The sequence below is a fragment of the Marinobacter piscis genome (assembly GCF_007671655.1).
In the GTDB taxonomy this organism is placed as follows: Bacteria; Pseudomonadota; Gammaproteobacteria; order Pseudomonadales; family Oleiphilaceae; genus Marinobacter; species Marinobacter piscensis.
Genome location: NZ_VCGX01000001.1, coordinates 527897 through 544442 on the forward strand (window position 1 = coordinate 527897; position 16546 = coordinate 544442).

Sequence of the window (16546 nt, forward strand, 5' to 3'; positions counted from 1 at the left end):
AGCAGCCCGTTTTCCAGGAGAAACAGAATGGCATCCCGCGACCAGTTCCAGCGTTTTATTTTTGAAGATAGCCAGGTTCGCGGAGCCTGGGTACAGCTTGACAAAAGCTTCCGGGAAATCGCCAGCCAGGCTCCCTACCCCGAGTCGATTCGCGACCTGATCGGTGAGGCACTGGTTGCCAGCATCGTGATGAGCAGCAGCCTGAAGTTTGAGGGTACATTATCCATACAGGCTCAGGGCGAGGGTCCGCTGAAAACACTGATGGCCGAATGCAGCCATGACCGGAAAATCCGCGGTCTGGCCAGATTTGATGAGCACGCCGTTACGGAAGACAACTTTCACAACCTGCTCGGCGAAGGGCGCATGGCAATTACCATTGCCCCTCGTCAGGGGAACCGTTATCAGGGAGTTGTGCCCCGTGAGCGCGACAGCCTGGCCGGGTGCCTTGAAGAATATTTTGAGCGTTCCGAACAGATCCCCACATCACTGTTCCTGTTCGCCAACGAAAGCGGCGCCGCCGGACTGATGCTTCAGCGCCTGCCGGGCGCAACCGACGAAGATGATGAACTCTGGGAGAGGGTCAACCACCTGGCGCGCACCGTTGAAGCCGGGGAACTTCTGGAGCTGGACAGCGAAACCCTGCTGCACCGCCTGTTCAATGAAGAAACGGTACGCCTTTTTGATGCAGAACCCGTCGTATTCCAGTGCAGCTGCTCCCGGGAAAGGACTCTGGACGCGCTGAAGTCCATCGGCGAAGAGGAATGCTACAGCATTCTGGACGAGCAGGGAGCGATTGAAATGGACTGTCAGTTCTGCCACGCACACTACCATTTCAGCAGAATTGACATAGACCACCTGTTCGCCGGCCATACGCTACACTAGCAATGGCTGGCCATTCGCCCGGAAAGCTGGCACTGTCAGACTTTCCGGGCGGTCGTTTTTTAGCGGCGCCTCTGGCATAATAGCGCGCCTGAATTGACCAGATTGTTCAGTTTTCCGCCAACATCCGGACAGGCAGCCTGAACAGTCACCAAGACATCCCGAGGGCGAGGTCGAAGTGAGCAACACCTATAATGATCTGAGTACAGCACAGCTGGTAGAGCAAGCACTGGCGCGTAACGAAGGCCAGCTGGCTTCTAATGGTTCGTTGGTTGTGGAAACCGGTGAGCGTACCGGCCGGTCCCCGATGGATCGCTACATCGTCAAAGAGCCGAGCACCTCTGACGGCATTCACTGGGGGCCGATCAACCGCCCCTTCGATGCCGATAAGTTCGACGCCCTGTGGGATCGCGTAGAGGCGTACATTGCTGAGAAGGACAGCTTTGTTTCACTGGTTCATGTCGGCTCCGATCCGGAACACTACCTGCCGGTAAAAATGACCACGGAAACTGCCTGGCAGAACCTGTTCGGACGCAACCTGTTTATCCGTCCTGACAGCTACAACCACGCCGACAAGCAGGAATGGCAAATTCTTAATGCGGCCAACTTTGAATGCGTGCCGGAGCGCGATGGCACCAACAGCGATGGCTGTGTCATCATCAACTTTGCCCGCCGCAAAGTTCTGCTGGCCGGTATGCATTACGCGGGTGAAATGAAGAAAGCGATGTTCTCCGTGCAGAACTTCCTTCTTCCGGAAAAAGATGTACTGCCGATGCACTGCTCAGCCAACGTTGGCGAAGATGGCGAAACCTGCCTGTTTTTCGGGCTTTCGGGAACTGGCAAGACCACCCTTTCTGCAGACCCTGATCGCTACCTGATCGGTGACGACGAGCATGGATGGGGCCCGGGCACCGTGTTCAATATTGAAGGCGGCTGTTACGCCAAGTGCATTGACCTGAGCCGGGAAAATGAGCCCATCATCTGGGATGCCATCCGCTTTGGTGCACTTGTCGAAAACGTAACCATTGACCCGGAAACCCGCGAGCCGGATTACACTGATACCTCCCTGACGGAGAACTCCCGCTGTGCGTATCCGCTTGAGCACGTTGAAAAGCGCGTACTGGAAAACCGCGCCGGTGAGCCTTCACACATCGTATTCCTGACCTGCGATATGACAGGCGTGCTGCCTCCGGTTTCCATACTGAGCCGTGAAGGAGCTGCTTATCACTTCCTGAGCGGCTACACAGCGCTGGTAGGCTCCACTGAAATGGGGTCGTCATCCAAGCTCAAGTCTACCTTCTCCACCTGCTTTGGCGCCCCTTTCTTCCCGCGCCCGGCAGGTGTATACGCGGAACTGCTGATGAAGCGTATTGATGAGTATGACAGCAAGGTCTTTCTGGTGAACACAGGGTGGACCGGCGGCCCCTATGGCGTCGGCACACGCTTCAGTATCCCCACGACCCGCGGCATCATCAGCGCGATTCAGAATGGCGATCTCGACGCGGTTGAAACCGAGCATTTGCCGACTCTGAACGTGGATGTCCCCAAACAGGTGCCGGGCGTAGAGACCAACCTGCTGAACCCACGCAACACCTGGGCCAGCACAGAGGACTATGACAACAAGGCAAAAGAACTGATTGGCCAGTTTGTAGAGAACTTCAAGAAGTTTGATGTTGCCGATGCAATTGTAGAAGCTGGTCCGAAGCTCTGAGGCCAGCCGGTTGAAAAAAAGCGTCCTGCGAAAGCACGGACGCTTTTTTTATGCCTGAGTGAAACAACTCAGGCGTAGAACAACAGCGGCACGAACGCCACCAGAACAAGCGAAATACTCATGGCAATCAGCGGCATGATGATCCGTTCATGGCGCTGGTAAAAGCTTCCGGCCTGCTGTTGAGCCGTCAGCACCTCTGCCTCCCCCACCACTTGCCGCGTCAGCAGGTGATTTAGCGCGACCGGCGGACTCAGGTAGCCCAGCTCAAACGCCACAAGCGTTACCATCCAGAAATGCACAGGATGAATACCGCTGGCATAAGCAATGGTTGCCACTGTGGCGGTAACAAGAATCACCGCTCCGAACGCATCCATAATCATTCCGACCAGCACCAGGACCAGAACCATGAGCGCCATAGCTGACCAGAGACTGTCAAAAGATTGCGGTAACGCCTGCATAATCTGGGAGCGCTCAATAACGCCGCCAATACTCACTGATAACCCAAGCAGCAGTAAAAGCGCCCCGATTTCAGCGGTTGTGTCGTTGGTGGCTCCTCGTACACTGCGCTCCAGCCCCTGATGATTGATCTCGCCAGAGGCCTTGCCCCTGGCGTTTTTCAGGCTGACATGCTCGTAAAGCAGAATGGCCAGCATGATAACCGGCAGTATACGTGGCGCCGAAAACTCATCCATGTGTACATTCAATACAAAACGATAAAACAGTATCACGGTCATGATGACCAGAGCGTAGGGGATCAACGGCCGGAAAGCCCGAAGCATGGCTGGCAGTGCCCGCGATGCCGGGGCCAGATTGAATGTACTCTGCCGGTTCACGGTAAGTGCAACCGTCGCAAACATCACTGCCGTCAGCACCAATACCCAGATACCCCAACCGAACAGCTCATCTGTGGTGACTTCACGGTTGAGGTATGCGATCACAACCACCAACAGACACGGACGCAATACAACACCCAGGGAACCGGACATGGCGGTGGCAGCCAGTGCCAGCTGCCGGCGCGCGCCGGCAGCGCGCAATTCCGTGTAAATAACCGCGCCCGCGGCAATCACAAAAATGCCCGAGGCGCCGGTATAGGCAGTGGGTACGGCCGCCACCAATACGGCAACAACAGCCAGCATTTCCGGTGGCATCTGCCATGGCCGGAACAGATTAAATACCAATGTAGCCAGCCGGGTCTGCTTGAGCATCATACCAACCCAGACATACAGCCCGACATTCAGGAACATATCGGCAAGATCCATCATTTTGCCCAGATAAATACCAATCCCTGAGGCGTGACCGATCAACGCAAAATAAGTGCCCGAGACCAGGCACATGAAGGTGTACAGAGGCACGGCGAAGAAGGCTTTGTTCAGGGTTCCGCCAGGAGCCAGTCCGGCTGGCACCCGGACCAGCCGATAGAGACTGGCCAGCGTGAGACAGACAAACCCGGTAATCCAGACATTATGAAGCAACAGGTCTTCGGAGGGCACCGAGGTTTCTGCCCCCATGCTGGACTGCCGGAAGATCAGGCTTGAGCCCAGAAGCATGGCATTAGCAACCGTCTGAAGCGTGTACGAAACCGTATAGTCCAGCCGGGTCTGCATGGCCCGCATCGCAATGTGGTGGCGTGTCAGGGTGGCAGTAACCGCACATAACATGACCAGCAGCACAAGAATATAGCGCTGGGACGCCAGACCAAAGGCAATCAGATCTGCAATGAACAACTCGATGGCGCGATAGGCTTTAACACCCGGAGTCAACTGTTCACGGAGGTTGTCATAGCTCTGGTGGGCGGCTTTACAGTCTGCAACTGAGCGCTCAATGGCAAGGCGCACATCCGCCGGGTCTTTTTCCTGAGCACCCAGCAAGGCTGCCACAGGGTCATCATCAAGGGTACTCCTGGCCAGCTCCTGAGCTACAGCCGCGTCGATATTACGCCCGGGGTTACACGTGGGCTCGGACGGGTCCAGGCGCAACTTGTAGTAGCCACTCCACAGCTGTTCACCGCCCTGCAACATCTGATTATGAAGATCGCTGCTGGTGGAAAAAAGAACCACTGACAACAGCAACAGACAAGCCGGTAACGACGAAAACCATTCCAGCCCGCTGCGGCGCACACCCCCGTTGAACATACTGAGTACTCTTTTAAATGTGCGGAAACACCCCTGGTGTTATAGCAGCCCGTCCAGGTCCATGGTTTCGACAGGTTTCTGCCGGTCATCCCAGAAATGCCCCAACCGGCCCAGAGGTGTCCGATGGCCAGTATTTTCTACCCATAAGCGGTCAGAGATTGCGGTCATCATGTTGGTGGCCATGGCATCTACAAAGGCCCAGTCTTTATTAGCAGGCTGCATCTCCAAAGACTCCGCGTGCCGGCGAATCACCGACTTGACCAAGGCCTCATCGCCCTGGTTACCGGCGGCAATCGCGTGAAAAACGTAACCCAGACGAACGCCAGCTTCATCTGCCCGCTTTTCAGCGGTTTCCAGGCGCTCAAAAGCACTCTCACCTTCCGGCATAGCGCCCGGCATCATGGACCAAACAGTGGCCTGAAGCGCTGCAGGTGCGCCCCACCATTTATCGTTTTCCAGGCACCCCGCCCCCCTGGCCGCAACAGCGCCTGTGTTTTTCGGGACGCCAACAGACGAGGTTGACTGGATTTCGGCGTTCAGTGCCTGCAGCCCCGAAAGCAGACCGGCAAAATAGACAAACTCGTCCAGATCATCGTCAAAGGCCGGACACTCACCTGTACCTGGCTGGCCATAAACAGCCGTATGGTGTTTCCAGGACTGCAGATAGCGCCTGGATGCCAGTGCATAGGCCCGCTTCTGTCGTATCATGGCATCTTCAGCTGCACTGCCCTCGCCGTCACGGATAGCGGCCAGTGCTGCAAGCTCGTGTTCACGCCCCTGTTCTTCAGCGCAACTGCCTGCAGAAAGATAAAGCATAACTGCCAACTGATCCGGTTCAGCTGTCACCCGACCAAATGACATGAGCAACGGCGCCGTGGCTTCACTCATCGCGCACCCCATGCTCAGGTCGTCGCTGGCCATCAGATAAGGGATGGTATGCTCTCGTGAGAAGCCCTGCATCACGTCGCCGGTGGTTTTGTACATCATGTTGTCGATGACGCTGCAGCCGGGCAAAAGCGAGCTGAAGACCAGAGCCAGCAGTAGCCCCCTGAGCCGGCGTGTTAAGCCTGTCAGCTGTCTGTGGTGGATGCGCATTCGGACCTCGAAGCATCAACACGGCAGCGAATGGCTTTCATCAGCTTGATCGCCCGCCCGTCGTAAACACCATCACTGACCAGTGACAACCGCACTTTGCGCAGCATCTTGTCATACTCAGCCGTATCTTCCTGTGGCAGATGCATCCAGACCTCTTCGGGGATTTCTGCTTCCGCCCGGGCAATAATCTCATAGGCTTCATCCAGCCGTTTATTGGCCTCTTCGCGCACCATCTGGCCGGCAGATTCCGGGAACCGGTCACTGTGAAGAATAATCTGGAAATTCATGTAGGAAAGCGCGTACTTCACAACGGCCCCCTCTGGCTCTACGCCCTTGTAAAGCTCCAGAGGGGTGTAGGCAACCGCAGGTGCATACGCCAGGTCGACACTGCCGTTGTTGAACTTTCCGGCGAAATTGGCGGAGTTGGAGCCAACCACCGAGGCCCCGACGTGGCGAACCATACGCACCGATGCCTGGTCGTAATCGAGAGTTGCTACGCGCTTACCCTGAAGCTCTCCAACCGTATTGATGCCTCTGTTCCGTGTGTACAGATAGATAGCCCCTGCCGGGACAATACCGGCGACCGCGTAGGGGCCTTCAGTCAGCAAGGGTCGGGCCTGGGGCTGGCTCAGGGTATTGTAAAGCAGGCGCATTTCTTCTTTACCAGGTACCGCTCCCATTGCTTCAAGACTGCCGCTAAACTTGTTGAACTCACGGGCGCGGGTGCCGGTAAGCATGACTGCATCACACTGACCGGCTTTGAAGTCCTCTGCGGCGACTTTTTCGTCCGTGTAGGCACTCAGGTTAAACCTGATACCATTTTTGAGTGCTACCGGCTGGAATGCCTTAACAACCGCGAACAGCGGCCCGCTGGCCCCCACAGGATCAAATACGCAAAAGCTTCGTTCAAGGGTTTGGCTACCGGCGTCAGTACCAGCCTGAGCCTGCCCTGTTAAGGGAAGGGCAAGCCCGACACACAGTGCGGCAATCAGGGCCACCTGCCTGGAGAGGGGGGTTAAAGTCACGGGACAACTCCTGAATTATTCTTGTGTTTGCCGTCAAAGTAGGCCGATCAGCACAAGAATACGTTGGCACAGGTGCCCCTTTTCAAGGGTTTTCTGGCAACGTGCAGGATTATGTGACGGTGTCGACAGAGATAAGCCAACCTCTGCCACATTCTGGCAAGCGGGTGACCGTTTTCAGTGGCTGGCCCAGGCTTCCTGGCCATCCACAAGGGTCAGCCGTACAACGCCGCGCAGAGGCTGGCCCAATACTGGCGCATGCTTACCCGCTGAGATCAGCGACTGGCTATCCGGTGTCCAACGGGTGGCTGGATCAAATACACACAGATCGGCTTTATCATCCTGACCGGCTGAAGCATTACGGCCAATCACAGAGGCAGGACCGGTCGTAAGGCTGCGGATAAGCTCACTGAGACTCAGCTCATCCCGGTGCACAAGCTCAAGTCCCAGAGAGAGCACACTTTCGATACTGGACAGCCCGGGGGCTGTATCTGGCAGCGGAGCCTGCTTGGCGGCGCTTTCATGGGGCAGATGCTGGCTTACGATAGCGTCAATCACGCCCTCGCGAACCCCGGCGACCAGGGCTTTACGGTCTGCCTCTGAGCGCAGTGGTGGGCGCAGATGAAAACGGCTGTCAAAACCCGCCAGCGCATCTTCGGTAAAAATTAGCTGGTGCATGGCTACATCGGCGGTTACAGCCACGCCCCGGCGCCGGGCATCGGCCACCATTTCCACACTGCGGCCGCAGGATAGCTGGCTCAGGTGGAGCCGGACACCCGTTTCTTCCGCCAGCAATAGCATTTCCATAACAGAGGCGGTTTCGGCAACTTCCGGAATCCCCAACAGACCCAGACGCGACGCCACCAGTCCATCATGGGCGTAGCCATCCGCCGCCAGAGACTGATTTTCCGGGCGCAGCATCACAGTCAGGCCGAATGTCTGCGCATAGGCCATACAGCGGCGCAACACCCGGGCACTACGCACGCTACGGGAACCATTGCCCACCGCAATGCACCCGGCGGCAGTCAGCCCGCCCATATCACTGAGCATTTCCCCTTCCAGGCCCCGGGTCAGGGCACCTATGGGCAGCACACGGACCGGGGAGCCGGCCTCTGCACCCTCACGAATCAGATGGGTAACCGCCCGGGAGTCATTAACGGGTGAGGTTTCCGGTGATTCGCAGACGGTGGTAAAGCCGCCCCGGGCTGCTGCCCGGGCTTCTGTTCGCATATTGCCTTTCTGGCCATTGCCCGGTTCACGCAGGTTGCAATACAAATCCACAAAACCCGGGGCGATGATGCAGCCCCTGGCATCGAAAACCTGATCCGCATCGGCTTTTTCAGCCGCCTCCCCGGTAGCCGCAATGCGGCTGTTGCGAATCAGCAACGCGCGATTCGATTCGTCTTTGCCCCGGCCGTCCAATAGCCGCCCCCCGGTAATTTTCAGGCTGGAGCCAGAAAAAACCTGATGACCGCTCATGACTGATCTCCTTTCAGGGTGCTGCGTTTTTGCTGGCGCTCTGCCACCTGCCCGCCCATGGCCATGGACATCACTGCCATACGGATGGCGATGCCGTTGGTGACCTGACTGAGAATCACCGATTGCGGCCCGTCTGCGACAGCGGATTCTATTTCCACACCCCGGTTAATCGGCCCCGGGTGCATGACAATACACTCCGGATGGGCCAACGCCAGCTTCTCCTGGCTCAAGCCGTAAAGCCGGTAAAATTCACGTTCGCTGGGTAGCAGCGCCCCTTCCATCCGCTCTTTTTGCAGACGCAGCATAATCACCACATCCAGATCTTTCATGCCTTTGGCCATATCATATTCCACGGTACACCCCAGGCTTTCCACGTCCCGTGGAAGCAAGGTGCCAGGTGCAATAACCCGTACCTGCTCAGCTCCGAGCTCATTCAGCGCCCGGATCTGGGAACGGGCAACCCGGGAGTGCAATATGTCACCGACGATAGCGACCTTAAGGCCTTCAAATGTGCCTTTGTTCTGGCGAATGGTCAGCATATCGAGCATGGCCTGAGTGGGGTGGGCGTGGCGGCCGTCACCGGCATTGATAATAGCCACCCCCGGCGTCACGCTTTCCGCAATAAAGTGCGCGGCACCACTCTGGGCGTGGCGTACGACAAACATGTCACTGGCCATGGCTTCGAGGTTCAGGAGAGTATCCGAGAGTGATTCGCCCTTGGAGGTCGCCGAGGTATTGATATCCAGATTGAGTACGTCAGCAGACAGGCGCTTGGCTGCAAGCTCAAAGGTGCTTCGGGTGCGGGTACTGGGCTCAAAGAAGAGATTAGCAACTGTGCGTCCGCGCAACAGTGGCACTTTCTTGATCGAGCGCTCACCAACTTCAATAAACGAGTCTGCCGTATCCAGAATGTCGGTCAGTAATGCCCTGCCCAGACCGTCCAGAGTCAGGAAATGCCGCAGTTGACCGTCCCGGGTGAGCTGTAGGTGGTGTGCGGCTGCTGCGTTTACCGTCATTGTGCTTCCTGTTGTCCGGAGAGATTTACTGTTCGGTTTCCTGGTATTCAAGCCGGAGCGGATCCGGGCCACGCAGCTTCAGTCGCTGCCCGGCTTTCAGCGTCAGGGACTGCCCGGCCACGTCTGGCCGGATCGGAAGTTCCCGGGCGTCAAGATCTACTAAAGCGGCAAGTATGATACTGGCGGGGCGGCCATAATCGAACAACTCGTTCATTGCCGCACGAATGGTACGCCCGCTCATGATCACATCGTCCACCAGTATGATGTCCCGCCCCTCGGTATCAAACGGAAGGTTAGACGGGGTGACCTTCGGGTTCAGCCCGATACGACTGAAATCATCCCGGTAAAAAGAAATATCCAGCTCTCCGAAAGGCTCCTCAATGCCAAGACGCCTGCCCAGAATGTCTGCCACCCAGACCCCCCCGGTCCGGATGCCGATCACTAAAGGAGCCTCTATATTGCGCTCTGCCAGCAGATGTTGCAGCCCGGTTTCCAGCTTATCCATCAACTGACCCACTTCAAGCAATACGCTCATTATACCCTCGCTTTTTTATTCTGACTGCAACCGGCACCAGGTTTCCAGAATTAACACCGCGGCACGATCATCCACACCATGGCGACCAAAGTCCCGGGAGCCCCCGGCAGCCATAACCTCACCTTTGGCTTCGTAGCTGGTCAGGCGTTCATCCACCATTTCTACCGGTACATGGAAGCGGCCATGTATCCGCTTGCCAAACTTGCGACTGCGACCACACATATCGCTTTCACTGCCGTCCATGTTCAGGGGCAGGCCAACCAGCACCAGGTCTGGCTGCCATTCTGTCAGCAGTTGCTCAATACGGCTCCAGTCGGGTTTGCCATTTTCGGCGGGGATCATTGCCAGAGGTTGCCCGGTCCCCAGTATTTCCTGTCCGGTCGCAACCCCGATGCGGCGCAGGCCAAAATCAAACGCCAAGACACTGCGACGACCGGCGTCAGGCATGACCCACCGTTTCACTGAGCTGGTTCAGGTCAACTCCGATCAGTGCCAGAACAGCCTTGTATCGATCGGCCCAGGGCGTTCTGAACAAAATGTCCGCGGTGGCCGGACAGGTCAGCCAGGCGTTCCCGCTCAGTTCCTCTTCCAGCTGTCCGGAACCCCAGCCGGAATAGCCCAGCGCCATCAAGAACTCGGACGGGCCTTGATTGCGGCCAATACCGGCGAGAATATCCCGGGAGGTTGTCAGCATAACGTCGTCGGCCACAATGGCGGTGTTCTTCCAGCTTCCGGACGGCGAGTGCAGAACAAACCCCCGCTCCTGTTCAACTGGCCCACCGCCAAACACGGGCAGATCCAGTTCGTCGCCCTGAAGGTCAAGCTGTTCCAGAATTTCCCCGAGATGAATGCCCAGAGGTTGATTGATTACCAGCCCAAGGGCTCCGTCTTCCGAGTGTTCGCAAAGGTAAATGACAGAACCATGGAATCGCGGGTCCGCCAGATAGGGCGAAGCCACCAGAAAATGATGCTTCAGGTTGTGAGGAGAGTGTTTTGATGCCGTCATCCGGATGTCAGCCCCCGCTGCTGAAAAGACCAGGTGCGTATAATTTCCAGTTCATCCACTTTTTTCCGCATCTCATCCGGAAAAGGCGGGAACGGTGCCGCCATTCTGACAATACGAATCGCTGCGTCATCAAGCAACCTGCTTCCGGACGATTGCAGAATAGCCACCTCTTTGATTGTGCCATCTTTCTGCATAGATACCAGCATTCGTAAAGTGCCGTACACTCCGGCGCGCCGGGCTTCATTGGGGTAATTGATATTACCGACCCGTGTCACCTTGCTGACCCAGTTCTGTACATACCACGCGTTGCTGGATTTCAGAGTGGAGGCAGCGGTCACCCGCATAACCCTGGGCTTACGGGCATAAGCCTGCTGCTGTGCATCAAACCGGGCCTCGAGGCTGGCTATTTCCAGACTGCGCTCCATCAGGCTTTTCTTTTCCCTGACGGGTAACGGCTCGTCCTGACTGGCCGGCTGCTCCGGCTCCTGAACCTGCCTGCTGGCCTGGCTTTCAGTCTGCACAACCGTTTGTTCCTGACGCCGGGCCGGTTGTGTTTGTGCCATGGGCTCGGGCTGCACCTTAGCCACCTCCGGCTGTCTGAACTCGACCGGCTCCGGCGTGGTCATCTCCCGGGGTTTTTCTTCAGTACCACTGCCTTTCTGGTGGCTCTGGGCCAGAAAATTCGCTTCCTCAGGCGCCTGCTCATCCTCGGTCTGAGACAGCGTAATCTCCATGGTCTGTGCAGACGTGCGCGGTGATTCAGGCGCAAACGTAATGCCCAGCACAACGATCGCGTGCACAGCCAGTGCCATGAACAGCGTGAAAGAAAACCGGTCGAAGTCGCTTACCTGTGCTGCCATTACCGGATTCGTTCCTGTTGTTGCCTCTGGCCCATGAGCCTGCCGTCAGTCTTACCCAAGCCGCTTTTCAATCGCATCCATCAGAAGATCCGAGATGCTTAACCCGAACGCCGTGTCCAGCTCCCGAATACACGTAGGGCTGGTCACGTTAATTTCCGTCAGATAGTCACCTATCACATCCAGACCCACAAACATCAGGCCTTTTTCCTTTATGGCCGGAGCTACACGCGCGCAGATCTCACGGTCGCGCTCGGTAAGTTCGCGGCCTTCCCCGCGCCCGCCGGCGGCCAGGTTGCCCCGATTCTCACCCTGGGACGGAATGCGGGCCAGCGAGTAAGGAACAGCCTCGCCTTCAATCATCAGGATGCGCTTGTCGCCGTCACTGATCTCGGGAATGTACTTCTGGGCCATCGCCTGATGAGTCCCGTAATTGGTCAGGGTTTCGATAATAACTCCCAGGTTGAAGTCATTTTCCTTGACGCGGAAGATTGACTGTCCCCCCATGCCGTCTACCGGCTTCATGATTATATCGCCATGCCTGGCATAAAACTCACGAAACCGATCGGCTGAGCGGCTGACCAGCAATGGCGGTGTCAGATCCTCAAACTGGGTTGCAAACAGTTTTTCGTTACAGTCGCGCAGAGTGGCTGCCGGGTTTACCACCAGAGCGCCCTGCTGCTCCGCCGAATCCAGAATATAGGTCGCGATCAGAAACTCACGGTCCACCGGTGGATCCTGGCGCATCAGAATGACATCAAGGTCACCCAGAGCGCGCTCCCGGGTCTGACCAAAACTGTACCAGTCCTCGGGGTCCATACGTACAGTCAGGCTGCGGGTCCGGGCCATGGCCTTGCCGCCGTCAAGGTACATGTCCGGCAGCTCCATGTATTCGATTTCCCAGCCACGATTCTGCGCCGCCCACAACATTGCCAGCGAACTGTCTTTTGCAAAATGGATATCCTCTATGGGATCCATTACAACCCCGAGTCGAACTGTCATAGTGTCTCCGCGCTCCTGAAGTTTAAAAACACGAACCGGTCTGCAGTGCGGGCCGGCCGTTAAGTGATATGCTGCAAGACCAGATGGTATTGTACCCGAATCCCGAATGCACTCGGAGAAATCCCTCATCAATTACGTGATGTTGCATGCAACAATACATTCGGTCACAAAGTAAGTCTTTTTATCGCCCCCTTGATAATCTATAAATAGTCCCTGTTCGTGGAAGAACCCCGGGGTTTATGTTAAAACAACCGTTTGAAAATAATGACAGTCGCTGAGCGCAAGGCAATCTGGACAATGGATGACAACTTCGAGAACCTGAAGATCATGGTGATCGACGACAGCAAAACTATTCGTCGCACCGCAGAAACCCTACTCAAAAAAGTTGGCTGTGAGGTTATCACCGCAACTGACGGTTTTGATGCCCTGGCCAAAATTGCCGACTCACAACCCGATATTATTTTTGTCGACATCATGATGCCCCGCCTGGATGGCTACCAGACCTGCGCGCTCATCAAGAATAACGCTTCATTCAAAAAGACGCCGGTTATCATGCTGTCAAGTAAAGACGGACTGTTTGATAAGGCCAAGGGTCGTGTGGTCGGCTCCGATCAATACCTGACCAAGCCGTTCAGTAAGGATGAGTTGCTTAACACCATTCGTCATTACATGCCTGTGACACCCCAGTAAACCCTGCTGATACATAGAACCATCGAGGAACCAATGGCTCGCATTCTGATAGTTGACGATTCCCCTACCGAGGTTAAAAAAATCTCCACCATTCTGGAAAAGCATCAACACGAAGTGCTGTCCGCAGACAATGGCGCTGACGGTGTTGCCAAGGCTCGCACAGAAACCCCGGATCTGGTGCTCATGGATGTGGTTATGCCAGGCCTCAACGGTTTTCAGGCAACCCGCCAGCTTACCCGCGCTCCGGAGACAGCGTCCATCCCGGTGATCATTGTTACCACCAAGGACCAGGAAACTGACCGCGTCTGGGGCACCCGCCAGGGGGCCAAGGGTTACCTGGTCAAGCCGGTAAAAGAAGACGATCTGATCAAAACAATCAACAGCCTGATTGCCTGATCACTAACCGTGGAGTAAGCATGTCCGCCCAGGCCGCCCCTTTTGCTGTTCTGACGGATATCGCCCGGCGCAGTCAGTCCATGGCTGCTGGTCTGCCGGAACAACAGGAAGCCGTTGAATTGTGGAACGGCATCGGATTTGTTCTGGCAGGGGTGCGTTACGTAGCACCCATGGGTGAGATTTCTGAAATACTGCATGTGCCCCGGTTTACTCACATTCCGGGTGTACAGCCGTTTCTGATGGGCGTCGCCAACGTTCGTGGCCGTCTCCTTCCCCTGGTGGACCTTGCCGACTTTTTCGAGCTGCCCCGATCCGCCCGCAACCAGCGGGAGCGACGGGTTCTTGTGGTTGAACAGGGCGATATTTTCAGTGGCCTGGTGGTCGATAAGCTACTGGGTATGCAGCACTTTACCGTCGACAGTTTCAGGGCGGCGCCAGTGGGCGTACCTGCAAGCATACAGCCCTTTGTCACCGGCGGTTATGAACGCGAGGAAGTCTGGAATGTGTTTTCGGCTCTCGACCTGCTCGAGAACGAACACTTCCTTGACGTTGCACAGTGGTAAGCGTGACGGCAGCAGCAGGGAAAATACCCTGACTGCCTGAAATCTGATGTAAACAATCTGCTAATTTCCAATAAAGAGGCCGGGAGCCAGAAAATGAAAAACAGAGCTGGAAGAGTCGGTATGAGCCAGGGAGGCAGCAAGCTCGTTGCCGGCCTGATTGCCACACTGATTGCACTCACCGCGCTGCTCGTTGTGGTCCTGTTCATTATCAACAAGGACAGCCAGAACGATCAGGAATACATTGCCAACGCAGCCGAACTCAGAGTGCTGTCCCAGGAGATCGCCAAAAACGCCACAGAAGCCGCTGGCGGTACCTCCGAGGCATTCAACCAGTTGCGTCGCTCCCGTGATGAGTTCCAGCGACTGTGGTCTAACGTATCAGAGGGGAACCCTGAAACCGGTCTGCCAGCGAGTGAACTGGCCCGCGAAAGCGGCGTCCAGCAGCACTGGGATACGGTACGCGAGAACGCCGACAGCATCCTCTCCACCCAGAACGCAGTGCTTGGCCTGCACGACGTGGCACAGACCCTGAACGACACCATGCCTCAGTTGCAGGTGGAGTATGACGACATCGTACAAATCCTGCTGGAAAATGACGCCCCGGCAGAACAGGTCGCCCTTGCCCAACGCCAGTCACTGCTGGCTGAGCGTATTGTGCGTTCGGTCAACAACGTACTCTCCGGTGATGAAGACGCGGTGATTGCCGCAGACAGGTTTGGCCGTGATGCCAGCCTTTTCGGCCGGGTGCTGGACGGCCAGCTCAATGGCAACCCGGCGATGGGTATCCCCAGAGTAAACGACGCAGACGCCATCTACGGTCTTGAAGCGGTTGACGAGCTGTTTGAGTTTGTCGCCCAGAACGTAGACGCCATCCTTGAAGCCTCTCCCGACCTCTTCAAGGTACGTGTTGCCGCCAGCGATATCTTCCAGAACTCGGAAGTCCTGCTCTCTGAACTGTCAGTGCTGGCAGAAGGCTTCAGGACCCAAAGCAGCTCACGTCTGGTAAGCCCGACACTGGTTTACAGTCTCCTGGCTGCTATGGTTGCCCTGGTTATACTGATTGGTGTTGCTCTGTATCGGGGTGCCCAGGCACGCCTGGCCATTACCCAGGAACAGAATGATCAGAACCAGAGCGCGATCCTGCGACTGCTTGATGAACTGGCCGACCTGGCCGACGGCGACCTGACCACTGAAGCCACTGTAACCGAGGACTTCACCGGCGCCATTGCCGACTCCATCAACTACGCGATCGACCAGATGCGCGGGCTGGTACAGGCAATCCGTGGTACAGCCGTGCGTGTGGCCTCAGCCGCACAGGAAACCCAGTCTACCGCCATGCACCTGGCAGATGCGTCCGAACACCAGGCTCAGGAAATTGCCGGTGCCTCTGCTGCGGTTAACGAAATGGCTGTGTCCATCGACCAGGTCTCCTCCAACGCCGCAGAGTCCTCCGCAGTTGCGGAGCGCTCGGTTGCCATTGCCAAAAAAGGCACTGAGGTTGTACAGAACACGATCCACGGCATGGACAATATCCGCGAGCAGATTCAGGAAACGTCCAAGCGGATCAAGCGTCTGGGTGAATCCTCCCAGGAAATCGGTGACATTGTATCGCTGATTAACGACATTGCTGACCAGACCAACATTCTGTCCCTGAACGCTGCGATTCAGGCCTCCATGGCCGGTGATGCCGGCCGGGGCTTTGCGGTGGTTGCGGATGAGGTTCAGCGTCTTGCAGAGCGTTCCTCTGCAGCAACCAAGCAAATCGAAGCGCTGGTCAAGACCATTCAGTCAGACACCAACGAAGCTGTTATTTCCATGGAACACACCACTACCGAGGTGGTTCGTGGTGCTCGCCTGGCGCAGGACGCCGGTATTGCTCTGGAAGAAATCGAGAACGTTTCCATGAGTCTCGCAGAACTGATCCAGAACATCTCCAACGCGGCTCGCCAGCAGTCATCTTCTGCTTCACACATCTCTAATACGATGAACGTGATTCAGGAAATCACATCCCAGACCTCGTCCGGCACCAACACCACGGCGAAATCTATCGGCAACCTGGCGGAAATGGCCTCCGAGCTCCGCTCCTCTGTTGCCGGCTTTACGCTGCCTGAGGAAGAACTCGCAGAGCAGGATGTCGCGTAACAGGTTCCCTCGGGACACGTA

The 16546-nt window shown here is 56.5% G+C and carries 16 protein-coding genes; 6 read left to right on the forward strand and 10 right to left on the reverse strand.

From position 1 onward, the window contains the following. Positions 1 to 27: 27 nt before the first annotated feature. Complete coding sequence (gene hslO, locus FFI95_RS02365) at positions 28 to 882, forward strand: Hsp33 family molecular chaperone HslO (protein ID WP_144820759.1); 855 nt, start codon at positions 28 to 30, stop codon at positions 880 to 882. A gap of 175 nt (positions 883 to 1057) precedes the next feature. Then, a complete protein-coding gene (locus FFI95_RS02370) occupies positions 1058 to 2590 on the forward strand; it encodes a phosphoenolpyruvate carboxykinase (protein WP_144820761.1) in 1533 nt (510 codons plus the stop codon). A 68-nt stretch (positions 2591 to 2658) separates the two neighbouring features. On the opposite strand, the gene FFI95_RS02375 is transcribed toward FFI95_RS02370, so the two are convergent. The 10 genes from FFI95_RS02375 to gshB all read right to left on the reverse strand — a co-directional run bounded on the left by FFI95_RS02375 (position 2659) and on the right by gshB (position 12734). Continuing rightward, the gene (locus tag FFI95_RS02375) at positions 2659 to 4722 is read right to left on the reverse strand and encodes a TRAP transporter large permease subunit (protein WP_144820763.1); all 2064 of its coding nucleotides are present in this window, start codon (positions 4720 to 4722) and stop codon (positions 2659 to 2661) included. Between the two features lie 39 nt (positions 4723 to 4761). Further along, entirely contained in the window at positions 4762 to 5817 is a 1056-nt protein-coding gene (locus FFI95_RS02380; RefSeq protein WP_144820765.1) for a hypothetical protein, read from the reverse strand. After that, positions 5793 to 6842: a putative solute-binding protein gene (locus FFI95_RS02385; RefSeq protein ID WP_222120369.1), complete on the reverse strand. Its 1050-nt coding sequence runs from the start codon at positions 6840 to 6842 to the stop codon at positions 5793 to 5795. Before FFI95_RS02385 ends, FFI95_RS02380 begins: the two co-directional genes overlap by 25 nt. 174 nt (positions 6843 to 7016) lie before the next feature. Further along, positions 7017 to 8318, reverse strand: coding sequence for a dihydroorotase (locus FFI95_RS02390; protein ID WP_144820766.1), 1302 nt, complete (start codon positions 8316 to 8318; stop codon positions 7017 to 7019). Next, positions 8315 to 9334 (reverse strand): aspartate carbamoyltransferase catalytic subunit, encoded by a 1020-nt coding sequence (locus tag FFI95_RS02395; protein WP_144820768.1) that lies wholly within the window; start codon positions 9332 to 9334, stop codon positions 8315 to 8317. Before FFI95_RS02395 ends, FFI95_RS02390 begins: the two co-directional genes overlap by 4 nt. Before the next feature lie 25 nt (positions 9335 to 9359). Then, complete coding sequence (gene pyrR, locus FFI95_RS02400; protein ID WP_144820770.1) at positions 9360 to 9869, reverse strand: bifunctional pyr operon transcriptional regulator/uracil phosphoribosyltransferase PyrR; 510 nt, start codon at positions 9867 to 9869, stop codon at positions 9360 to 9362. Between the two features lie 15 nt (positions 9870 to 9884). After that, positions 9885 to 10316: a Holliday junction resolvase RuvX gene (ruvX, locus tag FFI95_RS02405; protein ID WP_144820771.1), complete on the reverse strand. Its 432-nt coding sequence runs from the start codon at positions 10314 to 10316 to the stop codon at positions 9885 to 9887. After that, positions 10309 to 10875 (reverse strand): YqgE/AlgH family protein, encoded by a 567-nt coding sequence (locus tag FFI95_RS02410; protein WP_186311951.1) that lies wholly within the window; start codon positions 10873 to 10875, stop codon positions 10309 to 10311. Before FFI95_RS02410 ends, ruvX begins: the two co-directional genes overlap by 8 nt. After that, positions 10872 to 11735 (reverse strand): energy transducer TonB, encoded by an 864-nt coding sequence (locus FFI95_RS02415; RefSeq protein ID WP_144820773.1) that lies wholly within the window; start codon positions 11733 to 11735, stop codon positions 10872 to 10874. The genes FFI95_RS02410 and FFI95_RS02415 overlap by 4 nt, the downstream gene beginning before the upstream one ends. 51 nt (positions 11736 to 11786) lie before the next feature. Then, positions 11787 to 12734 carry a glutathione synthase gene (gene gshB, locus FFI95_RS02420; protein ID WP_144820775.1) on the reverse strand — a complete coding sequence of 316 codons (948 nt, stop codon included), beginning with the start codon at positions 12732 to 12734 and terminating at the stop codon, positions 11787 to 11789. 297 nt (positions 12735 to 13031) lie between these two features. On the opposite strand from gshB, the gene pilG reads away from it, so the two are divergent. The 4 genes from pilG (at position 13032) to FFI95_RS02440 (ending at position 16525) form a co-directional block, all read left to right on the forward strand. Beyond that, positions 13032 to 13424: a twitching motility response regulator PilG gene (gene pilG / locus FFI95_RS02425; protein WP_144820777.1), complete on the forward strand. Its 393-nt coding sequence runs from the start codon at positions 13032 to 13034 to the stop codon at positions 13422 to 13424. 33 nt (positions 13425 to 13457) lie between these two features. Further along, a complete protein-coding gene (gene pilH, locus FFI95_RS02430; protein ID WP_144820778.1) occupies positions 13458 to 13820 on the forward strand; it encodes a twitching motility response regulator PilH in 363 nt (120 codons plus the stop codon). A 20-nt stretch (positions 13821 to 13840) separates the two neighbouring features. Next, complete coding sequence (locus tag FFI95_RS02435) at positions 13841 to 14383, forward strand: chemotaxis protein CheW (RefSeq protein WP_144820780.1); 543 nt, start codon at positions 13841 to 13843, stop codon at positions 14381 to 14383. 93 nt (positions 14384 to 14476) lie between these two features. Continuing rightward, entirely contained in the window at positions 14477 to 16525 is a 2049-nt protein-coding gene (locus tag FFI95_RS02440; RefSeq protein WP_186311952.1) for a methyl-accepting chemotaxis protein, read from the forward strand. Positions 16526 to 16546 lie beyond the last annotated feature (21 nt).